This is a genomic window from Pseudonocardia yunnanensis (assembly GCF_039534065.1).
Classification (GTDB): Bacteria; Actinomycetota; Actinomycetes; order Mycobacteriales; family Pseudonocardiaceae; genus Pseudonocardia; species Pseudonocardia yunnanensis.
Map to the genome: position 1 here is coordinate 1 of NZ_BAAAUS010000050.1, position 23,692 is coordinate 23,692.

Consider the following 23,692-nt stretch of genomic DNA (forward strand, 5'->3'; position numbering starts at 1 on the left):
GCCGGTATGGCTTGTCTGGGTGAGCCGGGAGTCGGCCAGCAGGACGTGATCTTCACGCCTCACGCGCTGATGCACACCCTTGCGTATCGCAGCACTCTGCTTTCCCTGTGGCACGGGGCGTGCAGGGTGCTGCTCGACTCCTGGTCCGGCGAGCGGGGTGCAGCGATACTCGCCGAGACCGGCACCACGATCATGCTCGCCGCGCCGACATTCATCCAGGACGTGATCGCGGCCTCGGACGGCGCGCCGCAGCGCCTGCCCGCGCTTCACGCGCTCGTCTGCTCCGGCACCACCATCCCGCGACCGCTGGTCCCGCAGGCCCGACGGGTGTTCGGGGTGCCGTTGCAGGCCGGGTGGGGCATGACCGAGACCGGGCTCATCACGCGGACCCGCGAGGACGATCCGCCGGGATGGGCCGCACACAGTGACGGACGCCCGTGCAAGAGCGTGGAGCTCGACCTGCGGTCGGACACCGAGATCACCCGCGACCAACCCGGCCGTGGCTTCGTCCGCGCCGGGGGCGTGTGCCTGGCGACCGTGGGCCGTGACACCGGCAAGGTCGTCATCATCGCCGAGCAGAACGACGGCTGGTATGACACCGGAGACCTCGCCGTGCCCGACGGATGCGGCGGGTTCAAGCTGATGGGCCGCGCCGCCGACCGGATCGGCGGGGTGTTCATGATCCCGGTCAACGACGTCGAGTCCGCGCTGCTGGGCCATCCCGGCGTCGCGGACGTCGCCCTGGTCGGCTACCCCGCCGCCGACGGCGGCGAACTGGCCTGCGCGGTGATCGTCCCGGCGACCTCGCCCCCGGTCACCCTGGATGAGCTGCGTGAGTACCTCGGCGACCAGGGCATGACGCAGTGGTACCTGCCCTCCCGCCTGGAGTATGTAGAGGCACTGCCACGCAACACCAACGGCAAGGTGCGCAAGGAACTGCTCCGACGCCGGCTGCGCGGCGAAACCGCACTCACGGAATGACCGATAGGACACCTGCGCGTCGATCACGTGCTGTGCATGGTCAAGAGAAGAACACGGCGGTGTCCGTTCCGGCCTGACCGGGCGACCGTACGGCCGGGGGCCCGCACCACGGAGGTCGTGCGGGCCCCGTCTCAGTCACCGCGCGAGCCAGTCCCGATAGGTGGTCTTGGCGATGATGGCGTCGCTCTTGGCGATGAGACCGTCATTCGAGGCGGCGGCGTATATGCCGGCGTTGTTGTCGGTGACGACGGTGCGCTGGTCGCCATGGGCGGCCAGGGTGATCCGGCCCAGCTCGTCGAGTGTGAAGACTTCGGGGCCGGCGACGTTGCGGGTGCCCCGCAGCGGGGCTCTCACGCAGACCTCGGCCACGGCCTGGGCGACGTCGGCCGAGGCCATGGGCTGGATGCGCGTTGCAGGCAGGCGGACGGTCTTGTCGTCAGAGGTCCACGACAGCACCGCGTCCATGAACTCGAAGAACTGCGTGGCGCGGACGATCGAGTACGGCACGGGTCCGGTCTTGAGGATGTCCTCCTGCAGCACCTTGGCGCGGTAGTACACCAGGTCCGGCACCAGTTCGGCGCCGACAATCGAGAGGACCACCGCGTGGCCGACGCCGGCGGACTTGGCGGCCAGCAGCAGGTTGTCCATCGTCGTCTGGAAGAACGCAGGCGAAGCCTCATCGAAGGTCGGCGAGTCCGTCAAGTTGACGACGACATCGGGTCCCGCCAACGCCTCGGGCAGGCCCTTCCCGCTCAACAGGTCCAGTCCTGTGGACGGCGAGTGTGGCACCGCCTCGTGCCCGCTCGCGTTCAGGATCTTCACCACCTGCGATCCGATGAGCCCGGTCCCGCCGATGACAGCGATCTTCATCTTCGACCTTTCTCTCTTCTCGGGTGACTACGATCAGCTCGTGCGCTGAGCCCGCCGGTCCTCAGGGACGGACGCGGATGATCGTCTTCCCCTTGACCCGCTCGGTCGGATTGAACGCGGCGACGGCATCGTCCAGGGATGCGATGTTGCCGATGTTGGTCCGTAACCTTCCATCCCGTACCCGCTCGACCAGTTCACCGAGTTGAGCGCGATCGGCCTCGACCACGAAATCAATCGCTCGACCCTGGGCGGGCCAAACCTCAGGCGGCCCGGCGATCGTCACCAGCGTGCCCCCAGACCGAATCAGGGCGGCGGACCGTTTCCCGACGTCGCCGCCAATGACATCGAACACCAGATCGACGCCACCGACATCGGTCAGCGCGTCGTTATCCAAATCGACGAACTCCTGCGCGCCATAATCAAGCGCCGCTCGCCGATCCGCGGCACGCCCCGTACCGATGATGTAGGCACCCGCCTCAGTAGCCAGCTGCGTGACCATCGAACCAACCCCACCGGCGGCCCCGTGCACCAGGACACTTTGCCCTGCCTGCACCTGCCCGTGCACGAACAATCCCTGCCACGCCGTCAAACCCGAAATCGGCAGGCTCGCGCCCACCGTGAAATCAACATCGCCAGGCAGCGGGGCGACATTGCGTGCCTCAATGGCCACATACTCGGCCAGCGTGCCATCACGGGTCCAGTCGGCCAGCCCGAACACACGCTGCCCCACGGCCAGCCCCGCGGTGCCATAACCGAGCGCGGTCACCACGCCGGCCATCTCATGTCCAGGAACCGAGGGCGTGCGGTCCTCACCCAACCGGTCGGTCCAGGTCCCACCCCACGTCAGCTCACCCGGGGTGTAACCCGAGGCGTGCACCGCGACGAGCACATCATTGCCCGCCGGTTCTGGCATGGTCCGATCCACCAGCGTCATCCCAGCCGTGCCTGCGGCTTGATCGGTCACCACGATTGCCTTCATTCATTACCTCCATGTCTTCGAGTCTGTTCAAGCCATCGCAGCCATACGCTGTGGCCGAATGGCCGATAGCGACCTTTCGGGGTTCGATACAGCTATGAAACCGCGGCGCGGTCAAACCGTGCTATTACCGGTTACGGCCGTTCATGGCTGGCAAGCAGCCAAGCAGTCACACCCGAGGTCAGGGACAATCGCCGGTCATTTCGCCCGGACGTTCCGGGCTGTCTGCGGCAAGCGCATCACGGGGTTCGCGGTGTCGCGAACCTCGGCGTGACTGGTCAGCTCACTTCGAGCACGGCCTTGCCCGCGATCCGGCGGGCGAAGAGCGCCTCCACTGCGCTCGCGACGTCCTTCCAGTCCCCACGTCGGCCGATCTGCGGGTCGAGACGGCCTTCGGCGAGCATCCCGACCAAGACGGCGAGGTCCCCCGCCAGCTCTCCGCCCATCATGAACGACTGCACGCTGCGCAGCTCTCCGACGGTCGCGTACGGCTCGAACACGGTGGGCTCACCGGACGTGGCGCCGATGGACTGCACCGACCCGCCCACGGCGAGCAGGGCGAACGCTCGGGCGAGCTGAGGTCCACCGACGTTGTCGAGCACGCCGTGCAGCCCCGGCTCGACGCCCTCGAGCCCCACGACGACCTCGGCCGCCCCCAGCTCGGCGAGACCCTCACCGCGTGCCGCGCTGCCGACCGAGGCGATCACGTGCGCCCCGGCCGCGGCTCCCAGCTGCACCGCGAACCGTCCGACCCCGCCCGACGCCCCGGTGACGAGCACCCGCTGCCCCGTCACGAAACCCAGCCGGCGCAGCGCACGCAACGCCGTGACCCCGGCAACCGGCAGCGCCGAGGCCGCTCCGAGGTCCACCTCCTCGGGCACCACCGCCAACTCGGCGACCGGGACCGCCCGCAGCTGCGCCCACGCACCCGACGGCCCGAACGTCACGACCCGGCTGCCCGACGGCGGCCCAGAGCCGTCAGCCGCAGGAGTGCGCACCACGCCCGCGGCGTCCCACCCCGGTACGTAACCCGCTGGTTGATCGGCGACGCCGCGCAGCTCGCCGTAGTTGAAGATCGCGCCGCGCAGCTCGCCGTGGTTCAGCGAGATCGCGCGTACCTCGACGAGCACCTCGTCGGACGCGGGAACGGGATCTGCGGTCTCGCCGAGCCGCAGCCCGGCAGGCGCGTCGTGGTCCACCACCAGAGCGAGCACGGTCAACTCCTTCCGGGCGGTCCCGCGACCGCCTCCTCGGCCGCCAACCGGAGCGGCCCGGCTGGCGAAGGATCGGGCACATGCGCAGCAGCGCCAGGTGCTCGGGCTCGTTGTGCGCCGCCCACACTCACGGCGGCCGGCACGGTTCCTCGCTGCCGTCGTCCGCGTAGCGTTCGAGCAGCAACTCGACGTCGGCCGTGTCGAACGCGGCCGCGGTGATCACTGACTTCCTCCTACGCGTTCAGCTCGGTATCCCGAATCCGCGGCGGGCCAATCGGCCCCTCACCGCCCTGGCCACGCGGCTGACGCTGATCCACGAGGAAGGCAGGACCGCTCGCGGTCCCGAGTCCTCACGGACGAACGCGGATGATCGTCTTCCCCTTGATCCGCTCGGTCGGGTTGAAGGCGGCGACGGCGTCGTCGAGGGTCGCGACGTTGCCGATGTTCGTCAGCAGTCGTCCGTCCCGCACCCGCCGGACGATCTCACCCAGTTGGGCTCGATCGGCCTCGACGACGAAGTCGATCGCTCGGCCGTTCGCGGGCCGAGCCTCGGCCGGGCCGGCGATGGTCACCAGCGTTCCTCCGGCTCGAATCACGCCTGCGGACCGTTTCCCGATATCGCCGCCGATGACATCGAACACCAGATCGACTCCGCCGACGTCTTCCAGGGCGTCATTCTCGAGGTCGACGAACTCCTGCGCGCCGAAATCGAGCGCCGTCTGCCGGTCGGCGGCACGTCCGGTCCCGATGACGTAGGCACCTGCCTCGCGTGCGAGCTGCGTCACCATCGATCCGACTCCACCGGCCGCACCGTGGACGAGAACGCTCTGCCCCACCTGGATGCGGCCGTGCACGAACAATCCCTGCCACGCGGTCAGACCCGAGATCGGCAGGCTCGCACCCACCGTGAAGTCGACGTCGCCCGGCAGCGGCGCGAGGTTGCGCGCCTCGACGGCCACATACTCCGCCAGCGTGCCGTCGCGAGTCCAATCCGTGAGCCCGAACACCCGCTGGCCCACCGACAGCCCCGTCGTGCCATAGCCGAGAGCGCTGACCACTCCGGCCAGCTCGTGCCCAGGGATCGACGGTGTCCGGTCCCGGCCGAGGCGATCGGTCCAGGTCCCGGGCCAGGTCAGCTCGCCCGGGGTGAATCCCGACGCATGAACCTGAACGACGACGTCGTTCCCCGCCGCGTTCGGCTCCGGCCGCTCCACCAGCGTCATCCCGGCCGTTCCCACGGCCTGGTCCGTCACCACAACCGCCTTCATCCGGCGCCTCCCTGCATCCAGTCCTCGCCGCCACGCTCTGATGCCATGCCGGTGTTTACCGGACTCGATAGTCCAGTCCATTGTGATCGCCCGGTTGACTCGCGCGCACCGCGACGACGGGCGGTGAAGCCCCTCGTTGAGGGCATCTGAGCTCCTGTTTGAGATCGTTGCGGGCCGACGGCGCACCCGACGCGACGCCCGCGCGGAAGCGTGCGACAGCCTGGCCCGGTCGACTATTGGCGAAGCCCTACTGGACTGTCAAGTCTGTCCGTGATGGCGGGAGCGTGAACAGGCTTCAGTTCCCCACCCTTGATGCGAACCCGTTGAGGGCCAGCCTGACCTCGATGCGGCCGATCGCCGCTGCCATCAGCCGCGAGGTGCGCGCCGCCGGGAAGAGCAGGTAGTCGCCCGCTAGGCGGCCATGCTCGCGGTGGCGAGCCCCGGCGGCGTCGGTCGGGCGTCGAAATCGGCTCGCTCCCGCACTGGACTCCGTCCGGCAGCGAGGTAGGACTCCCCGTTCGCGGAACGCGGCGTTGACCAGGGCCCGGGCCGGCTCCGCGCGGTCCGGGACTTTGCTGGAGAGCGAGCCCGTCGTCACCCATTCCAGTCCAAGCCGACGTAGTACTGGCCAGTACGAGTACTCATCCCTGGTCCTCGTCGATTCGCGGCCACAGCAGCACCCGACTCGCGCGGCCCGCAGGGGGTTCCGTGCTTGCGCAGATCGCTCGCAACGAGCAGCCCATGGAGCGCACGCTTGACATGGCCATGGGGCGCGCCTGGGCCTACGCTGCGGCAACCGCGGACCCCCGCTCGGCGGACGTGCCGCGTCGTCCCACTCCATGCGGCTACGACCGAGCCGACAAAAGCTGCTTCGCACGTCCGGCCAAGAGATCGACGCCGGCGTTGCTGCGTCAGCTATTAAGTGCAGGCACGCTCGGACGGCATGATCACGTGTGCCGCATGGTCCGCGCGCGGGAGCAGGATGTCCGGATCGAGCTCGTACGACAGCCGGCCACAGACGGCGTGGGCGGCAAGATGGCCACGCAACCCAAGATCATCGAGACCAGCGCCCGCACTCGATAACTGGACTTGACAGTCGAGATCGTCTCCGTGAACATTCGGTCCAGATGGTCCAGTTTCTCGAGAGGAAGCGGGGTGTCGCCGCGCATCGACAGCAACGACGGCTGTGCCACAGGGCGTGCCGGGCTCCGGTCGGTAGAGCAGGTCAGCGGAGAGGATCCCGTGCGGCTGGCCCGGGAGAAGGCTCGCGACTCGAGCACTCCACCTTCCTGGAGTCTCCATCGGGTCGCTTCAGGAGCGATCGGCTTCGGCCCTCGGGCCACCCTCCAACAGACTTGACAGTCCAGTCCACCTGAAGCGATAGTCGGCCAATCAGCGACTGACTGTGGGGCCCGGCCGCGTCCGCGACACAGCGCCCGCACGCTGAGCGGGCGTTACATCGCCGTCTGGAGCATGCCCGGACTCCGTTGAATAAGGCATGGCCGCACCGGGGCAGCCACAGGCGATCCACACGGTCCCCGTGACCTCGGCGCGGCCAGCACCGTGCACCCTGCGCTTCCGTCAGAGACCAATACAAGGGATCCACCATGACCAGCAACAACGACGTAATCGTCGCGAGCGCCCACGCCACGCTCCTGGCAACCAGTCGACTGGAGACCGAGATCAGGACCGGTAATTTCACCTATACGGCCGACGATGCCCAGACTGGATCAGCGGCCGCCGGTCCGACGCCGACGGAATATCTTCTCATGGCGCTCGCGTCATGCACTGCCATCACCTTGCGCGCATATGCCGACCGCAAGTATGACTACGCTGGCGACATCACCGTCGACGTCACTTATCACGAACCGCAGATCGTTGGCGCTGAGCGCTACCTCCAGCGCACGATCAGGCTCTCGGAAGAAGTCCCCGAGCTGGACTTTCAGTCGATGGTGAACATCGTCGAACGCTCGCCGGTCACCCTGTTGCTGCAGTTTGCATGGAGCGTTCGGACAGAGATCTTCAACGCATAGACCCTCCAGGATTCACTGGTACAGGAAATCTTCGTGTTCGGCCAACGCGTGACTCGCGCGGATACATCCTGGGGTGTTTACAGATCATGCCCGGTCAGGAGCATGCGATGAGTGACGAGAACACATGACCGAAACCGAAGAGGGGACGCCGACACACCGTGCAACGCGGGTGCGCGTGGTCGCGGCATCGTCGTGTGCCGCGGCCGTCCCGACCCAGCCTGCGGCCGCCCGCGCTGCCGCCATTGCCGCGGAGCCCGGCAGCAGGCGGGGCTGGGCGTCCGTCGGTGCCGTCGCGCTCGGCGCGTTCGTCGTCGTCATGACGGAGACGCTGCCGGTGGGGCTGCTGCCGCAGATCGCCGACGGACTGCATGTCTCGCTCGGCCTCGCGGGGCTGATGGTGCTCGTACCGGGCTTCAGCGCCGCGGTGTCGGCGCCGCTGTTCTTCCTCGGCTCCGGCCGCTTCAACCGGCGCTCGGTCATCCTCGTCCTGGGTCTGACGGTGCTGGTCTCGAACGCGGTCGTCTCGGTGGCGCCGACCTTCGTCCTGCTGCTGATCGCCCGTATGTTCTTCGGCGCCACCCTCGGAGCCTTCTGGACCGTGGTCTCACCGGTCGGACCCAAGCTGGTGGGCCCGGCCGGCGGCACTCGCGCCATCACCATCATCGCGGCGGGTATTTCGGGTGGGACGGTGGTGGGGCTGCCGGCGGGACAGTTCCTCGGCAACCTCGTCGGTTGGCGGCTCACTTTCGCCATTGCGGCGGCGGCGACATTGCTTGTCGTGGTTGCGCAGGCGGTCCTGCTGCCGGGTATTCCGCCGGATGGGAGTACGCACCTGCGTGATCTCGTGGGAGTCGTGACGCGGCGGGCGGCCCGATTCGGGATGGCGGCGGGCGCGGTGGTGTTCATCGGACAGTTCACCGCCTGGACGTACATCACCCCGTTCCTGATGGACCACACGCATCTGTCCAGCGGCGTGGTCTCCCTGCTGTTCGTCATCTACGGCTGCGGAGGCATCGTCGGCTCACTCGTCGCCGGATCGCTGTTCAAACGTGGGGTGATCAGCAGCTTCGCCGGGTCGGCGACGGTGGTGGCCGCATTGCTCATCGGGCTGGCGAGCTCGGGCACCCTGCCCTGGCTGGCCGGCCTGTTGCTCGTGCTGTGGGGCCTGTTCTGGGGAATCGTGAACCCGGGAACGCTGGTCTGGATACTCGATGCGGCCCCGGAAACCCCGGAGGCCGCGTCGGCGGTGAACGTGACGAACCTTCAGATAGCCCTGGCGGCAGGGTCTGGCCTCGGCGCGATTCTTGTTTCGTCGACAACCTTGCAGACGGTGTTCCTCACGGCGGGCTTCATCGTCCTTGCCTCCGCCGTGCTCGCCGCGGTGGCGGCGCGGTTCGTGACACTCGCCCGGAGGGAATGAGGAGACCGGTGCGAGGCAGGGGGCGGACTCGGGAAGGCGTCACGCAGAAGCCCAGAAGTGGTTCTTGACACGTGAAAGGCGCAGCTCCGATGCACAGCAAGGCACCAGTGACCAACGTGGCCAGCCGGGGGAGAACGCTCCGGCTGGCCTTCATATCTGCGGTGGTCTCCCTGGTGGCCGCGTTTGCCGCGGTGGGCTCGACGATTCCGCTGTTCAACATCTATCGGGCCGAGGACGGGTTCACCAACGCCGGCATCTCGATGACCGTCGTCGCCTACTCCGTCGCCACTCTCGCCACACTGCTTGTGCTGGGGCGACTGCCCAATCATCTGGGCAGACGACCCACCTCGATCGCCAGCCTCATCCTGCTCCTTTTGGGCTGCGTGCTGCTACTGAACGTGCACGAGATCGGCATCCTGATCGCCGGTCGGCTGCTGATGGGCCTGGGCGCCGGCCTGGCCAGCAGCAGCCTCACGTCCTACATCGTGGACGCTGCGCCGGCCCAGCCGGCCTGGCTGGCCTCCGTCGCGTCCAGCCAGACAGTCATGCTCGGCCTGGCCGGTGGCGCCATCGCCTCCGGCGCCCTGGTCCAGTTCGGCCCCTGGCCGCGCGACCTCATCTTCCTGGTCGTCATCGCCCTCCTCCTGGTGTCCGTGGCACTGATCGTCATCAGTCCGGAGACCGTGACCCGGATGCCGGGTGCGTGGCGATCGCTGCGCCCCCGGGTCTACGTGCCGGCCCGGGTCAGGAGTCTGCTCCCGGTCGCGGCCGCGGTTTTCCTGGCGACCTGGGCGGCCGGTGCGTTCTATCAGGCGTTCGTGCCCGCCCTGGTCGAAGATCAGCTCCACACTCGCAGCCCGCTCGGCGTCGGACTGGTGTTCGCCGCCTACATGGGTCCGAGCGTTCTCGGCGCTCCCCTCGCCGGCCGCTTCGCACCCGCGACCGCCCAACGCGTCGGCATGATCGGCTTCCTGGCCGGAATGATCGGCGTCGTCACAGCGATCGCCACTGGCACACTGGTGTTGTTCATCGTCGCGACCATCGTCGCGGGCGCCTCTCAAGGCATCGCCATCAGCGCCGCCACCCGCGCCCTGCTGCACGGCAGCACCCTGGCCGACCGGGCACCGACCTTCAGCGTCATCTACCTCCTCAGCTACAGCGGCGCGACGATCCCCGCCCTCATCGCCGGCCAACTCTCCAACACCTTCTCGCTACCGCAGATCGCCCTCGGATACGGCGGACTCGCCCTCGTCGCCACCCTGTTCACTGTCATCGCTGCACGCAACCCGCACATCGACGCGACCGGGAACAGCCCAGCACGGTGAGTAATCCTGACGAGCCTCACCGTCGTCCCATGCTGTTGATCTGCCCGCCGGCGAGGCATTTGAGACGCGGGTCGGGACAGGAGCCTGAAGCTGAGATGATGACACCGTGGAGAAAACCGAAGAGCTTCCGATCTGGGTCGTCGACCAGGAATTTCGCACATCGTAGAAGGGACAGCTCCGCCATGTCTGACATTGCAGCCCAAGCGCGCTACGAACAGTTCGTCGAACTCCACCGTGGCCCCGACACGTTCATCATGCCCAACGCATGGGACGGCCCGTCGGCCCTGCTCTTCAAGGAGGCCGGGTTCAAGTCCATCGCGACCTCTTCAGCGGCTTTCGCCGCGACACTGGGTCGGATCGACGGCATCCACGCCGTCAGCCGTGACACGCACCTTGACCATGCCGCCCTACTCACGTCCGTGAGTGGTCTGCCGATCAACGGCGACTTCGAAGACGGCTACGGCGAGACCCCCGAAGACGTTCAGGCCACTGTCGGCGCTGCCATTGCCCGCGGTCTCGCCGGCATCGGAGTCGAGGACACCACTGGTGACCCCTCCAACCCGATTCGTGACTTCGATGACGCGGTTCGCCGCATCGAGGCCGCCGCCGCAGCAGCGCACGGGCGGATCGTGCTGACCGGCCGTACGGACAACTTCTTGTGGGGGATTTCCGACATCGATGACACCATCCGCCGCCTCTCGGCCTTCGCGGAGGCAGGAGCCGACGTCCTCTACGCACCGAACCTGCCGGACATGGCCGCCATCAGCGCAGTCATCAGGGCTGTCGCTCCCAAGCCGGTCAACGTCCTCGTCAGCCCCCAGGATACGGCTACCCTCGCGGAGCTCCAGACGATCGGTGTCCGCCGGATCAGCCTCGGAGTCGACCCCTACACGCACGCCCTCGGAGCTACACAGGCGGCCGCGGCGAAGCTCGTAAAGGGAGACCTGACCGCACTCGCATCAAATCTCAACTTCGGACACATCATCGACCTCATCAAGGGCTGACACGGCCGTCCAACTGCGGCCAGACCTAGCTGTTGCTGGCCAGGACGTCGTTGACGGTCGCCTTGATTCACGCGGAGAGCAAGTCTTCGGGGTCTTGCGGCACCAGGGCGGCAGGATCGCCCCCCAGTCGCACACACCCCTCCAACACCCCTACCCGGCGGTGAACCACAGCCCGTTCATCCAGTCCTTCGACCGTTCCGCCGCTGGGTCGCGCTGGTGGCAATCCTGGCTACCACCAGCGCGACCTACCGACGTAGATGGTTCCCACCGTTTGCAGGGGTCGTCGTGGTTCGCCCCTTGACGGTGAAAGCTACTTCTGCAGGAAGGACTGCAGCAGAGCCGTCACTTCCGCCGGCCTCTCCTCGTTCACGAAGTGGCCCGAACCCTTCAGGACTCGTCCCTGGACGTTCACGGCGTACTCACGCCACTGGTCGGGGATCAGTGAACCGAAGGAACGCTCGCCACCGATCGCAAGGATGGGCATCTTCAACTTTCCCTGAGCCAGAAATTTCTTGTTCTGCTGAGCATCTGCGCGGATCCCGCGGTACACACTCATCCAGGCTGTCGTGCGGCCGGGCTCCTTCAGAAAGTGGGCGTAGAAGTCAAAGTCCGACGCTGTGAACGGCGACTTATCGCCCGCCACGTACTCAAGCATCATGTCGTGGACGAGGGCGCGTTCGTGACCGGCGATGAGCTTTTCAGCGAGGGGCAGCTGGAACAAGCCGAAGTGCCACGCCGCAGGCTGGTTCGGGTCGGCGTTGAGCACGGGGTAGTGGTACCAGCTCTCATCCGGGATGGTAGCTTCCATCACGGCCATGCTCCGCACTTCCGACCGAAATTGCGCCGCGTAGGCGTAGGCGACCCACTCACCAATATCGTGGGCGACTACCTGGACGCCGTTGTTGAGCCCCAGCTGCTTCAGCAGCTGATGCACATCCTTCGCCAACTGCGCTGCCTGGTAACCACTCTCAGTGACCTGGGACTCGCCAGCACCACGCAGGTCGACGGCGATCACCGTGTGGGTCTTGGAGAGCGGGCCCATCTCCTGCCGCCACTCGGACCATTCCTCGGGGAACCCGTGGATCATTACCACAGGCGAACCTTTGCCGCCCTGCACGTAGTGCATACGAAATCCATTTACCTCCGCGTACTTTGACTGAAAACCAGCGGGTGGTTGAGATTGCGGATAAGACGACGGTGACTGCGTCGCCACGGAGCCATACTCGCGGCTCTCGCCCGATGCTCCGGAGCTCAAAGTCGCGGAAGCCACCAGGAGGGCCGCCAAAGCCGCGATGAACGCGAAGAGCCTGTTGGACTTTCCTATTCGGATGCGCATTATTCTCCTACCTGGAGTCGGTATCTCGCTATGCGTCACCAGACGCGTGAGTACGGTGAAGCGACCCACTCGGTCATTTCACTTTCCATGCCCAGACCGGGCCGGATGGAAAATTACCGTCGGACCATGCTCTAGTCCCCTGTTCGTTCGCCTGAAGGCTGGAGCCGGCCGCCAGCCGATACTCCACTTCAACCAGATCGAGTTACGGGCTCAGTGGATCTCTTCGGAAGTGGCCGCCCGGGACGGGCGACTTCTCACCTCCGACCCTCGGGCAGCCGACCGCCCGGCGAGATCCGCCTCGGCCTCCACACGCGGCCCAGGCCTTCACCCCAGTAAGACCCGGCGTACGACCTCTCCGGCGTGAACGCTTCGCCATATTGGACTGACACGTCCATACTCGCGTCGTTGTGCACGGAAGGCAGTCGTGAGTCGCACACGCCGCGACGACGGCCGGCTAAGCCCCTCGTCGAGGGCATCTGAGCTCCTATTTGAGATCTTTGCGGGCCGACGGCGCAGTCGACGGCGACGCCGCGCGGAGGCCTCCGACGGCCTGCCCCGTCGACTATTGGCGAAGCTGTACTGGACTGTCAAGTCTGGTCCTGACGGCGTCCGGGAGCGTGAACAGCTTCAGCTCGCCACCCGTGGCGCGAACCCGCACTGCCGCTCCAACTTCAGCTTCCTCGACGGCGCCGGCCACCCTGAGGAACTGACCGAGCAGGACGCCCGGATGGGCATCGACACCGTCGCGCTGACCGACCACGACGGCCTGTACGACGTGATGCGCTTGGCCGAAGCCGCCAAGCAGGTTGGCGTACGCACCGCGTTCGGCGCCGAGCTGAGCCTCGACCTGCCCGGCCCGCAGAACGGCGTCCCGGACCCGGCCGGCACCCACCTGCTGGTCGGCCTGGCCGGCTACCGGCGCCTGGCGGGTGCTCTCCTCGGTGCACCTGCGCGGGCAGGAGAAGGGCCGCCCGGTCTACGACCTGGACGAGATGGTCAACGATCTGGCCGGGCACGCCCTGGTGCTCTCCGGCGGCCGCAGGGGCCCGGTCCGGCTCGCCCTGGAGCAGGACGGCCCGGACGCCGCCGCAGGGCGGCAAGGCCTGCCATCGGCCGGGTGCGGGGCGTCGAGGGAGTCTTGGTGGTGACGAGTGCACCGGCCTCCTCGTCGAAGGCGACGACGTCCGTGAACGCCCCCCGGTATCGATGCCGATCCGGATGCGGCGGGTCATGGCGGGTCCTCCTGCTTGACGATGCACCGACTGGACACAGGGAAATTGCAGCCGCATCCGGTCTGCGAGCAGGGACGTAAGCCGAGGGACTCCGGAGAAGCGGGGGAACCTCACAACCCGAGCCCCCGCGACCAGCCTTGAGAACGGGCTCATCGGCACCGCGGCGCGGCCGGTGTCGTCGCGAGCGCACCCCACGATTTTCACCCGCCCACGAGTGGACCGAAGATCCATAGCGAGTTTCAGGGATGACCTGCCCGACGTTTCGTCAGACCGCGATCATCTGTGGAACTCGGGCGTGGGCCGGTCAATAGGCGTGGGCCGGTCAATAATCGTGGACATGGCGGAGAGCGGCGCTCGCGTGGTGTTGGCCGAGGACGACGTTTTGCTGCGTGAGGGCCTGGCCAGCTTGCTCGCGGGGGCCGGGTTCGACATCGTCGGGCGTTACGGCACGCTCACCGAGCTGATGGCCCACGTCTTGCGGCTGCGCCCGGACCTCGTGATCGTCGATATCCGGATGCCGCCCACGCACACCACCGAGGGTTTGGATGCGGCCCACACGATCCGGCAGGAGCTGCCCGACACCGCGATCCTGGTCCTGTCGGGGCACGTCCAGGTCGAGCAGGCCACCGAGCTGCTCAGTGGCGGCCAGCGCATGGGATATCTGCTCAAGGACCGCGTCAGCGACGTCGAGGACTTCCTCTCGACGCTGGACCGGATCATCAAGGGCGCCTCCGTCGTGGATCCCGCGCTCGTGCAGGAGTTGCTCGCCGCCCACCGGGTCGAGGATCCCCTGCAGCCCCTCTCACCACGGGAGCGTGAAGTGCTCGCGCTCATGGCCGAGGGGTTGTCGAACGCCGGCATAGCCCACCGGCTGTGGCTGGCCGAGGGGACGATCGAGAAGCACGTCCGCAGCATCCTCACGAAGCTGGGTATCGCGGAAGCTGCTGAAAGCCACCGGCGCGTGCTGGCCGTCCTCACGTTCCTCAGCAACAACTGACCCCGCGCACGTGCCCCTCGCCGAAGTGTGGGCACGTCACGTTCTCGTCCGCACGCTCCCCTGAACGTCGGTCTCGTGGAGCAGCACCGTGGAACATGCGCGTGCCTGCCAGCAGGTAATTGATGTTCCTGCTCGCGGGTACAGCAAACTGCCGCTCCCCGGGCGGACATGCCGCGCTCCGGTGACGACACTCACCCCCATCGTCGGCATCGGCCAGATCGGCCAACCGGCCCGCTGAATAGCGAAAAGGGCTCCGCCGCCTGCCCGCGACGCGACCCGATCCACGCCAACTGACCCAAGCCCTGAGTGGAACCCGTAATGGCAACGATACTGCCCGACACGCCGATCACCGGGGATCTGTCACCTGCACAGGTCGCTGATCTCATCGACCAGGCCGCCACGCTCATCGAGACCGATGGACTGGAGGTCGGCGATTACTGGACGAGGGCCCTGTTCCAGCCGTATGAGCCCGGGATGCCCTGCTGCACGGCGGGCGCACTCGCTGCCGTGTCCGGCTACCGCGACGGCATCGACGCTGAGAAGGCGTTCGTCGGGGTCAGTGACTACGACCCTGAGGCCGGTGTCACCGAGCCCGACCACCCGCATCTCGTGATGGCCACCGCGATGAAGGTGCTCGGGTTCCGGGAGGCCGAGGACCTCTACGACTGGTCGGACAACGCCGGTGACCGGGAGGTTGTGGCGGAGCTCCGCCACGCCGCCGCGCAGATCCGCGCCCAGGCAGGCGGTGCGGCATGAGCTCGACGACCATCGGCGGCGTCTCCGACGAGCGGGTCGACGCCGTCGCTACCGGGCCCAAAGTGCAGGTGACGATCGGGAGCCTGCCCAACGAGGTTGGGCTCTCCGATGCCTGAGCTGCGTGACCCGATGCCGAAGCAGCGGAAGAAGCCCACGGACGGCGCGAAGAGCGTCACCTCTACGCCGAAGGCACCCGCACGACGATCCGCAGCCCCCTGGACGGCGCGAAGCTCGGAACCGTCTACCGCACCGACCCCGACCCGACGTGGAGGGTCACCGACCGCGACGCCCTCTGCAAGCCCTCGAAGCCGACCCCGACAACGTCGAGTACGTCGACGACATCGCCGGGACGAACGAGCAGGTCATCGCCGTGCTAGTCGAGCACGCGCCCGAGCTACTCGCCCGCATCGAGCGAGTCAAGGCGTCCACCGTCAGCGCCGCGGTCGTGGCGGCGGCCCGGGGCGAGGGGCCGCTGCCCGGGATCGAGCGGCTCAAGGCCCGCGGATCCCTCGTCGTCCGCCCGGACAGGAACACCGGCCAGGCCGTTGAGCGGCTCGTTCAGGCCGGCGTCATTACCTGGCACGGGCACCCCCGTTGCTCAGGGCATTCGGCTGACGAGAGCGAACTCCGCGGCTACAAGCCCCCGCCCACGCGAACGAGGCACCGCAGCATGACCGACTACCAGCCCGCCCAGAGGGTCCAGGTGTTCGACCCCCAGCTGCAGCGGTACATCGAGGGCGGCGTCCTCACCGCCACGACCAGCTGCGTCCGCGTGTCGCTCGACGACCGCATGGTGCCGATCAACGTCGACCCCGCCGACCACTTCCGCATCCAACCCCTCGACGTCCCGCCCTGCACGGGCTGCACGTCGCCGCTGTGCCCCGACTGTGAACCCGGTACACACGGAGGTCGCAGGTGATCACGATCGCCGGCCTGTTCTGCGGCGCCGGATGCGCCGAGCACTTCCGGCCGGAGCCCCCAGCCTCACCCTCGCCGACCGGAGCCGCGAGCCTGGCGTGCGGCCGCGAGGGCCTGTAGACCACCTACTGGCGCAGGTCAGCGCGCTACACCGCGCCGGCTGCTCCGGCGGAGGGAGCGCGCCGGTGCCGGGTACGGCTAGCGGGGTTGAGCCGTGTAGCGGTCTTACGAAGGGTCGCCTTCGCTCTCGAACAGGTGTAGGCACGGTGTGAGCGGGGTCCGACCGTGCGTGGAGGTGTCGGATGGGGGCAGGCGGGATGCTGCCGGGCCGAGATCCGCAGGCCGAGGTACTGCACAAGAGCGAACGCACGCGCGTGAGTCGGCTGTTCTTGACCGGGCGCACGGTCATCCGGAAGGAGCCGTTGGGGCCGGACGCCGAGCGACGGCTGCGGCACGAGTGGGCGATGCTGAAGCGGCTGCGCGATGTCGCGGGGGTGGCGCAGCTCGGGGCGCCCCGATACCCGGGGTCCATCGTGCTGGCGGATGTCGGTGGCACCAGTCTGGCAGGGCTGGCCAAGCCGCTGGCGGCTGATGTCCTGATCGGGCTGGCGGTGGGGTTGGCCCAGGCGGTGGCGGGGATGCACCAGCGGGGTGTGATGCACCGCGACATCAGCCCGGCCAACATCGTGATCTCCGGCGACGGTGTCCCGTGCCTGGTCGATTTCGCGTTGGCGACCTCGTTCGCCGAGATCCGCCCGGAGTTCACCCACCCCACGCAGATCGTGGGGACGTTGGCCTATCTGGCGCCGGAGCAGACCGGGCGCACGGGCCGCTCGGTGGACCAGCGGGCCGACCTCTACGCGCTGGGCGCGACGCTGTACGAGCTGGCCACGGGGGAGCCGCCGTTCGGTACCGAGGACCCGCTGCGCCTCGCCCACGATCACCTGGCACGGGTGGCGGCGCCGCCGGCGAAGGTGAACCCGGCGGTACCGGGGCCGCTGTCGGAGATCATCCTGCATCTGCTGGAGAAGGAACCGGACCACCGTTACCAGACCGCCGAGGGCGTGATTCACGACCTGGAGCTGGTGCGGGAGGCTCAGGTGCGTCCGGCGGCGGCTTCGGTCCGCATCGGCGAGCACGATGTTCCGCTGCGGCTGCTGCCGCCGCGGCTGGTGAGCCGCGACGCCGAGTTGGCGACCCTGCGGGCGGCGTTCGAGGACGCGCGGGAGGGCCGGTGCCGGGCGGTGCTGGTCGGTGGGACACCCGGAGTGGGTAAGACCGCGCTGGTCGACGAGCTGCGGCCGCTGGTGGCCGGCCGGGGCGGCTGGTTCGTGGCCGGCAAGTTCGACCAGTACCGACGCGACCTGGAGTTCAACGGGGTCCAGCAGGCGTTTCGGGCTCTGGGCCGGCTGCTGCTGGCCGAGCCGGAGGCCGAGCTGACCGAGGTCCGCGCACGGATCCTGGCCGCGCTCGGCCCGAACGCCGGGCTACTGACCGCGGTGGTGCCGGAGTTCGCCGCGCTGCTGGCGGTGCCGCCCGACCCCGGGGATCCGCTGACCGCGGAGAACCGGGCGCAGCGGATGGGCGTGCAGGCGCTGCGGGCGGTCGCGTCGCGGAAACACCCGGTGGTGCTGTTCCTCGACGACCTGCAGTGGGCCGGCCCCACCCCGCTCGGCTTTGTCGACATGCTGCTCGGCGAGGAAGCGGTCGAGGGGCTGCTGCTGGTGGGCGCCTACCGCGCCGAGGACGTGGACGGGGCGCATCCGCTGGCGGCGCCGCTGTCCCGATGGCGTGACCAGGCCGGAGCGCAGCACCTGCGACTGGACAACCTGCCCGTCCCGGGCCTCGTCACCATGGTCGCCGAGATGCTGCACGCGGCCCCGGCCGCGGCGGCGAGTTTGGCCGAGGTAATCGGGCCGCACACGTCCGGCAACCCGTACGAGACCGTAGAGCTGCTCAACGCGCTGCGCCGCGACGGCGTGCTCACCGCGACCCCCGCGGGGTGGCGGTGGGACACGGCGGCGGTGCGCGCCCATCTGGGCCGGTCACAGGCCGGCGAGCTGCTCGCGGCACGCATCGAGACCGTACCGCCGCGGTCCCGGCAGCTGGTTGAGGCGATGGCCTGTCTGGGCGGGCGCGCCGAGCTGAGCCTGCTGCAGACTGCGACCGGCGCCCCGACGACCGAGGTGCAACCGATGCTGGCGCCCGCCCTCGCCGAAGGCCTTCTCGTGATGGAGCCCGGCGCCCACGAGGCGGTGCGGTTCCGCCACGACCGGATCCGCGAGACGATCCTGCGCGAGCTCGACCCGGGGCGGCGATGCACCCTGCAGCTGGCCACGGCCCGGCGGCTGGCCGGGGTACCTGAGTTGTATGCGGTCGCCGCCGAGCAGTACCTGCCGGTCGTCGACGCGATCGACAATGCCGGCGAGCGGCGTCGGGTGGTGGGGCTGCTGCGGCGCGCCGCCGAACAGGCCACGTTGATCGGGGACCACGCGCTGGTGAACGCGCTGCTGGCCGCCGCGCTGCGGCTGATCGACCCGGGTGAGACCGCCACGCTGATCGCGGTGCACAGCGGCCGCCATGCCGCCCTCTACGGCCTGGGGAGCCTGGATGAGGCGGACGAGGAGTACTGCACGATCGAAGGGCTGTGCTCCACCGCGTTGGACCGCGCGGCCGCGACGGCGGTGCAGGTGAGCAGCCTGACCCACCGGAACCGATTTGCCGACGCGATCGGGCTCGGCATCGACTTGCTGCGTGAGCTCGGCATCACCGTGCCGGTGTCGGACCGGCTCGCCGCCGAGCTCGACCACCAGTTCGACCGCCTGTACCGGTGGCTGAACCGCACCGACGCGGCCGATGATCAGACTCGGCCCGACCTCACAGAGCCCACACTGCTGGCCACGACCCGTCTGATCGACGCAGTCCAGCCGGCGGCCTACTTCGCCGGCGGCCACGGCACGGTCGCCTGGCTGAGCCTGGAAGCGCTGCGGATCTGGCTCGAGCACGGCCCTGGCCCTACCCTCATCGGACCTGCCAGCGCCGCCGCCGTCGCCACGGTGGCGCTGCGCGGCGACCACGCCGCCGGATACCAGGCGGTGCGCCGGGTCCTGGCGTTGGGCGAGCTCCGCGCCTACGAGCCCGGCACCTCCGAAGCCCGCCGCCGGTTCGCTCTGCTGAGCTGCTGGTTCGAGCCGATCGAGAACGGTGTCCACGCCGCGGGGCGAGCCCGCGAGGGGCTGATCGCGGGGGGCGACCTGGCCAACGCCGGCTACACCTACCACCCGACCGTGCATTACCTGCTGGACTGCGCGCCGTCACTGGACGTCCTCGTCGCCGAGATGGAGGCGGGGCTGGCCTTCGTGCGCCGGACCGGCAACGAGCAGACCGGCCAGTGGCTCGACAGCTACCTGTGGCTGGCCGGTGTACTGCGCGGCGAAAGCGTCGCCACAACCGGTAATGCGGTCTTCACCGACAGGTACGCCAACAACCCGATGGCGCTCTTCCACGCGCATCTCAGCCACGCGCTCGTCGCCGCGGTCTTCGGCGATCCGGTCGGCCTGACGCAGCACACCTCGGCGGCGATGCCGCTGCTGTCTGCTGTACCGGGCCTCTACCCCACCGCCGTGGCCCGCCTGCTGCGCGGGTTGGCCCTCGCCGAGCAGGCGCGCGCCGGCCAGGGTGACGAACGCGGCCGTCTGCTGTCCGAACTGGACGAGGTGACGCAGTGGCTGGCCGCCCGCGCCGCGGACGCCCCTGACAACTTCCGGCACCTGACACGGCTGCTGGTGGCGGAGCGGGCCTGGGCGGCCGGCGACTTCCGCACCGGCGCCCTCGCCTTCGACACCGCCCGGCGCGAGGCCGCCGGCCGGCAGCGCCCGTGGCACCGCGCCCTCATCACCGAACGTGCCGCCCGCTTCTACCTCGCACACGGGTTGGAGCAGGCCGGCCGCGACCTGCTCGCCCGCGCGCGGCAGTACTACGCCGCATGGGGCGCGACAGCGAAGGTCGCCCAGCTGGACTGGGCCTACCCGACCTCACGGTTGGGAGCACTCACGACCAGCGAGCCCGGCGGCGACAGGCGTGCCGATGATCTGCAGCTGGGCTCGACGGTCACGACCGGCACGCTCGACCTGCTCGGCATCTTCGCCGCGTCGCAGGCGCTCAGCTCGGAGACCGACATCGAACGCTTGCACACCCGCGTCGTCGAGGTGCTCAGTGCGATGACCGGCGCCACCAGCGTGCACCTGCTGTTGTGGGACGACGACCGCCACGACTGGCTGCTGCCCACACCGAACCGCATCACGGATACCGCCACGGCGGGCGGCCCGCATGAACGCGACCTGCCGATGTCGGCAGTGCGCTACGTCCAGCGGACGGCTGAGATCCTGATCGTCGTCGACGCCACCCGCGACGACCGCTTTGCCCGCGATCCGTACATCGCCGGCCTCGGCGCGTGTTCGTTGCTGGCCATGCCCATCCTCGGCCGCGGAGCGCTGCGGGCGGTGCTGTTGCTGGAGAACCGCCTCATGCGCGCCGCGTTCACCACGGAACGGCTCGACGCCGTCAGGCTCATCGCCGCGCAGCTCGCCGTCTCCCTCGACAACGCCCAGCTCTACGCCGACCTCACCGCCTCGCGCGCGCGTATCGTCGCCGCCGCCGACCAGGCCCGTCGGCGGATCGAGCGGGACCTGCATGATGGCGCCCAGCAACGTCTGGTCACGCTCGCCATGCGCGCGCGGATCGCCCGAGCGGCCGTGCCGCCCGATTCCGGTGCGCTGATGGAACAGCTGGAGGCTCTCGCGGCCGAAGCCGCCACTGCCATGACCGAGCTGCGCGAGCTCGCCTGCGGCATCCACCCCCCGACCCTCACCCAAGGCGGACTGCTCCCCGCCCTCAACGCGCTCGCCCGCCGATCGCGCGTCCCCGTGCGGATCAAGGCGCCCGCCGGCCGACGGCTGCCGGAACCGGTCGAAATCGCGGCCTACTACGTCGTCGCCGAAGCGCTGACGAACGCCACCAAGCATGCCGAGCCCTCGATCGTGACCGTGGAGGTCGAGCTCGACACCGCGCCGGCCGGCGTCGTCCTGCGGGTCCGGGTGCACGACGACGGCCGCGGCGGCGCGCACTTCACCGGCGGGACCGGCCTGCTCGGACTCAAGGACCGCGTCGAGACGCTCGGCGGCCGGCTCGCCCTGCACTCCGCCTCCGGCGCCGGCACCGACGTTCTGGCCGATTTCCCCCTGCAGCGCGCGGGCGTGGGCCCGAGCTGAGCAGGAGTCACCTCACCTTCGTGTGCCGCCTCCGACGTCGCGGACCAGCGACTTGACCGCCGCGGCGGACAGCGTCGGCTTCCACACGAACCCGATGGCCGGGCTCGCCTCGATCAGGTCGGTGAGGTCCTCCTCGGCATTCACGGAGATCAGGATCAGGTCACCAGCGTCGAGGGTCGGATGGCCGGCCAGGTGCCGCGCCAGCTCGAAGCCGTCGGTCGTGCCGAGATCGACGTCGATGAGCGTCACGTCGGGACGCAGTTCGGCAGCGCGGACAAGTGCGTCGGCACCCGTCGAGGCGACGCCGACGATCCGAAGGCCCTCCTGTTCGAGCAGTGTCCGCGCGGCAGACAGGAAATCCAGGCTGTCGTCGACAAGCAAGCACCGCAGGGCCACGATCATCAGGTTAGGGCCGCCGCGCCGGCCCGACTACGCAGCTAGCCGCTATCCGAGCGGGCAGAATCTCGTGGTCGCCCCCTCCCCCACCCTGGCCGCCGGGTCGCCGTCGTCAACGGCCGCCATGACCCGATGGCCGAGGCCGAGCACTGGTGTGACCACCACCGGAACCGGGACGCAGCCCAGAGCGAACCTGTCCGAGACGAACGTCCGCCGGTCGGACTGGGTGCCTCGGGACGGCGGGTTCGGGAGCTGACTGCAGGTGGCCGGCATCCGAACCCTCAGCCGGGGACCGAAACCCAGGGCGTCCCGCCGGTCGGTGGAGGCTCGTGTTCGGTCATGAGGGATCGTGTTCGGTCAGCACGGCGGGTTCGCCGCCATCGATGAAGGCGTCGCGCGGGTGTTGCACCGACGCCAGCGAGACGATGTCGCGGCCGAACAACGCGGCGGTCAGCCAGATCACGAGCACGCGGACCTTGCGTTCCCAGCTGGGCACGGCCAGCACGTGGTAGCCGCGGTGCATCAGCCAAGCGAGCGGCCCCGTGATCACGAGTCGCCGGTACTGGAAGATGCCCTGCCCGATGCCGAGCGCCGCGATGGCGCCGAGGCTGTGGTGCCGGTAGTTCTTCGGCTTTCCGCCGTGCAAGGTCGCGGCGATGTTGCGGGCGAGCAGCTTGCCCTGGCGGACGGCGTGTTGGGCGTTGGGCACCGTTCGGGTGCCCGGGGTCGGGGAGGTGAGGTCCTCGATCCCCGCGTCGTCCCCGGCGGCCCAAGCGTCGGGTGCCGGTTCGGTGTCGGTGCCGACCCGCAGGTCGGGCCGGGTGACGAGGAAACCACGCTCGTCCACCGGTAGGTCGGTGTGCATGCCCACGACCGGGTTCGCCGCGTTGCCCGCCGTCCACACGATGAGCTCCGAGTCGAACTCCTCGCCGGTGGAGAGCACCACGTGCCCACCGGTCGCCGACTTGACCTGCGTGTCCAGGTACACCTGCCCACCTCGCTGTTGCAGGAAGCGCACGACCCAGCGGCTATGCCGCTCGGTGACCTCGGGCAGGATCCGGCCTGACGCCTCGATGAGGTGGAATCGCAGCTCGTCGCGGCGCAGTTCGGGATAGCGCTGCAGCAACGCGGTCGCCAGCGACAGCAACTCGGCGAAGCCCTCGACGCCGGCGAAGCCGCCGCCGACGAAAGTGACGGTGAGCAGCTTCTGCCGCTGCGGGCCCGGCGGGAGCGTGGCCGCCCGGTCGAAAGACGTCAGCAGTCGGTCGCGGATTGCGACCGCCTCCTCCACGTGCTTGAGACCGATCGCCTGCTCGGCGATACCGGGCACCGGGAACTTGCGGGTGACCGCGCCCGCGGTGACCACGATGAGGTCGTAGCCCAGTTCGAACGTGTCGCCGTCGGCCGGCCGGACCGTGACCACGCGGTGCTTGTGGTCGATCGCGCTGACCATCCCGGCGATGACGCGTGTGCGGTGCAGATGGCGACGCAGCGACACCGCGGCGTGCCGGGCCTCGATCGACCCGGCCACCACCTCGGGCAAGAACGGCTGGTAGGTCATGTATGGCCGCGGGTCGACCACCGTCACTTCGGCCTCGCCCCGACGCAGCTTCTTCTCGAGTTTCCACGCGGTGTAGAAGCCGGCGTAGCCACCGCCGACGATCAAGATCTTGCGCATGATGCCTCTCTTTTCTTG

At 68.8% G+C, this 23,692-nt stretch carries 19 protein-coding genes and 1 pseudogene; 12 read left to right on the forward strand and 8 right to left on the reverse strand.

Going from position 1 to position 23,692, the window contains the following annotated elements; translation table 11 throughout:
* A partial coding sequence (locus ABD743_RS37380) for an AMP-binding protein (protein ID WP_344728234.1) occupies positions 1-981 on the forward strand: 981 nt, incomplete at its 5' end.
* A gap of 135 nt (positions 982-1,116) precedes the next feature.
* Here the strand turns inward: ABD743_RS37380 and ABD743_RS37385 are convergent.
* From ABD743_RS37385 to ABD743_RS37405, 5 genes are all read right to left on the reverse strand, one after another.
* The gene (locus tag ABD743_RS37385) at positions 1,117-1,851 is read right to left on the reverse strand and encodes an SDR family oxidoreductase (RefSeq protein WP_344728236.1); all 735 of its coding nucleotides are present in this window, start codon (positions 1,849-1,851) and stop codon (positions 1,117-1,119) included.
* A 61-nt stretch (positions 1,852-1,912) separates the two neighbouring features.
* Positions 1,913-2,830: an NADP-dependent oxidoreductase gene (locus ABD743_RS37390; RefSeq protein ID WP_344728238.1), complete on the reverse strand. Its 918-nt coding sequence runs from the start codon at positions 2,828-2,830 to the stop codon at positions 1,913-1,915.
* Between the two features lie 275 nt (positions 2,831-3,105).
* Positions 3,106-4,041 carry a zinc-binding dehydrogenase gene (locus tag ABD743_RS37395; RefSeq protein ID WP_344728240.1) on the reverse strand — a complete coding sequence of 312 codons (936 nt, stop codon included), beginning with the start codon at positions 4,039-4,041 and terminating at the stop codon, positions 3,106-3,108.
* A 350-nt stretch (positions 4,042-4,391) separates the two neighbouring features.
* Positions 4,392-5,309: an NADP-dependent oxidoreductase gene (locus ABD743_RS37400; protein WP_344728242.1), complete on the reverse strand. Its 918-nt coding sequence runs from the start codon at positions 5,307-5,309 to the stop codon at positions 4,392-4,394.
* Between the two features lie 295 nt (positions 5,310-5,604).
* Positions 5,605-5,907, reverse strand: coding sequence for a hypothetical protein (locus ABD743_RS37405; RefSeq protein ID WP_344728244.1), 303 nt, complete (start codon positions 5,905-5,907; stop codon positions 5,605-5,607).
* 110 nt (positions 5,908-6,017) lie between these two features.
* Here ABD743_RS37405 and ABD743_RS37410 point away from each other — a divergent pair, with 110 nt between their 5' ends.
* The 5 genes from ABD743_RS37410 to ABD743_RS37430 all read left to right on the forward strand — a co-directional run bounded on the left by ABD743_RS37410 (position 6,018) and on the right by ABD743_RS37430 (position 11,091).
* A complete protein-coding gene (locus ABD743_RS37410; protein WP_344728246.1) occupies positions 6,018-6,392 on the forward strand; it encodes a hypothetical protein in 375 nt (124 codons plus the stop codon).
* 524 nt (positions 6,393-6,916) lie between these two features.
* Positions 6,917-7,342, forward strand: coding sequence for an OsmC family protein (locus ABD743_RS37415; protein ID WP_344728248.1), 426 nt, complete (start codon positions 6,917-6,919; stop codon positions 7,340-7,342).
* 124 nt (positions 7,343-7,466) lie between these two features.
* Positions 7,467-8,762, forward strand: coding sequence for an MFS transporter (locus ABD743_RS37420; RefSeq protein ID WP_344728250.1), 1,296 nt, complete (start codon positions 7,467-7,469; stop codon positions 8,760-8,762).
* 107 nt (positions 8,763-8,869) lie between these two features.
* Positions 8,870-10,087, forward strand: a complete 1,218-nt coding sequence (locus ABD743_RS37425) for an MFS transporter (protein WP_344728252.1) — start codon at positions 8,870-8,872, stop codon at positions 10,085-10,087.
* Between the two features lie 29 nt (positions 10,088-10,116).
* Positions 10,117-11,091: an isocitrate lyase/PEP mutase family protein gene (locus ABD743_RS37430; protein WP_344728254.1), complete on the forward strand. Its 975-nt coding sequence runs from the start codon at positions 10,117-10,119 to the stop codon at positions 11,089-11,091.
* A gap of 310 nt (positions 11,092-11,401) precedes the next feature.
* On the opposite strand, the gene ABD743_RS37435 is transcribed toward ABD743_RS37430, so the two are convergent.
* Positions 11,402-12,217, reverse strand: a complete 816-nt coding sequence (locus ABD743_RS37435; protein WP_344728256.1) for an alpha/beta fold hydrolase — start codon at positions 12,215-12,217, stop codon at positions 11,402-11,404.
* Positions 12,218-12,851: 634 nt separating this feature from the next.
* Between ABD743_RS37435 and ABD743_RS44645 the strand changes: the two are divergent.
* From ABD743_RS44645 to ABD743_RS37460, 6 genes and pseudogenes are all read left to right on the forward strand, one after another.
* Positions 12,852-13,286: pseudogene (locus ABD743_RS44645) on the forward strand (PHP domain-containing protein); the annotation flags it as partial.
* Positions 13,287-13,356: 70 nt separating this feature from the next.
* Positions 13,357-13,575, forward strand: a complete 219-nt coding sequence (locus ABD743_RS44650; protein ID WP_379659372.1) for a hypothetical protein — start codon at positions 13,357-13,359, stop codon at positions 13,573-13,575.
* Positions 13,576-13,996: 421 nt separating this feature from the next.
* Positions 13,997-14,656, forward strand: a complete 660-nt coding sequence (locus ABD743_RS37445; RefSeq protein WP_344728258.1) for a response regulator — start codon at positions 13,997-13,999, stop codon at positions 14,654-14,656.
* Positions 14,657-14,974: 318 nt separating this feature from the next.
* Positions 14,975-15,412 carry a DUF6197 family protein gene (locus tag ABD743_RS37450; protein ID WP_344728260.1) on the forward strand — a complete coding sequence of 146 codons (438 nt, stop codon included), beginning with the start codon at positions 14,975-14,977 and terminating at the stop codon, positions 15,410-15,412.
* Between the two features lie 265 nt (positions 15,413-15,677).
* Positions 15,678-16,331, forward strand: coding sequence for a hypothetical protein (locus tag ABD743_RS37455; RefSeq protein ID WP_344728262.1), 654 nt, complete (start codon positions 15,678-15,680; stop codon positions 16,329-16,331).
* 301 nt (positions 16,332-16,632) lie between these two features.
* Entirely contained in the window at positions 16,633-21,600 is a 4,968-nt protein-coding gene (locus ABD743_RS37460; protein ID WP_344728264.1) for an AAA family ATPase, read from the forward strand.
* A 12-nt stretch (positions 21,601-21,612) separates the two neighbouring features.
* Here the strand turns inward: ABD743_RS37460 and ABD743_RS37465 are convergent, their stop codons facing one another.
* Both ABD743_RS37465 and ABD743_RS37470 read right to left on the reverse strand, forming a co-directional pair.
* Positions 21,613-21,996: a response regulator gene (locus ABD743_RS37465; protein WP_344728266.1), complete on the reverse strand. Its 384-nt coding sequence runs from the start codon at positions 21,994-21,996 to the stop codon at positions 21,613-21,615.
* A 337-nt stretch (positions 21,997-22,333) separates the two neighbouring features.
* Positions 22,334-23,674, reverse strand: coding sequence for an NAD(P)/FAD-dependent oxidoreductase (locus tag ABD743_RS37470; RefSeq protein ID WP_344728268.1), 1,341 nt, complete (start codon positions 23,672-23,674; stop codon positions 22,334-22,336).
* Positions 23,675-23,692: the final 18 nt, after the last annotated feature.

Bases quoted from the DNA above. Each gene is read 5' to 3' on its own strand.
- ABD743_RS37385 (WP_344728236.1), bottom strand. From the start codon at position 1,851: ATGAAGATCGCTGTCATCGGCGGGACCGGGCTCATCGGATCGCAGGTG.
- ABD743_RS37390 (WP_344728238.1), bottom strand. From the start codon at position 2,830: ATGAAGGCAATCGTGGTGACCGATCAAGCCGCAGGCACGGCTGGGATG.
- ABD743_RS37400 (WP_344728242.1), bottom strand. From the start codon at position 5,309: ATGAAGGCGGTTGTGGTGACGGACCAGGCCGTGGGAACGGCCGGGATG.
- ABD743_RS37415 (WP_344728248.1), top strand. From the start codon at position 6,917: ATGACCAGCAACAACGACGTAATCGTCGCGAGCGCCCACGCCACGCTC.
- ABD743_RS37420 (WP_344728250.1), top strand. From the start codon at position 7,467: ATGACCGAAACCGAAGAGGGGACGCCGACACACCGTGCAACGCGGGTG.
- ABD743_RS37430 (WP_344728254.1), top strand. From the start codon at position 10,117: ATGCTGTTGATCTGCCCGCCGGCGAGGCATTTGAGACGCGGGTCGGGA.
- ABD743_RS37435 (WP_344728256.1), bottom strand. From the start codon at position 12,217: ATGCACTACGTGCAGGGCGGCAAAGGTTCGCCTGTGGTAATGATCCAC.
- ABD743_RS37445 (WP_344728258.1), top strand. From the start codon at position 13,997: ATGGCGGAGAGCGGCGCTCGCGTGGTGTTGGCCGAGGACGACGTTTTG.
- ABD743_RS37450 (WP_344728260.1), top strand. From the start codon at position 14,975: ATGGCAACGATACTGCCCGACACGCCGATCACCGGGGATCTGTCACCT.
- ABD743_RS37460 (WP_344728264.1), top strand. From the start codon at position 16,633: ATGGGGGCAGGCGGGATGCTGCCGGGCCGAGATCCGCAGGCCGAGGTA.
- ABD743_RS37470 (WP_344728268.1), bottom strand. From the start codon at position 23,674: ATGCGCAAGATCTTGATCGTCGGCGGTGGCTACGCCGGCTTCTACACC.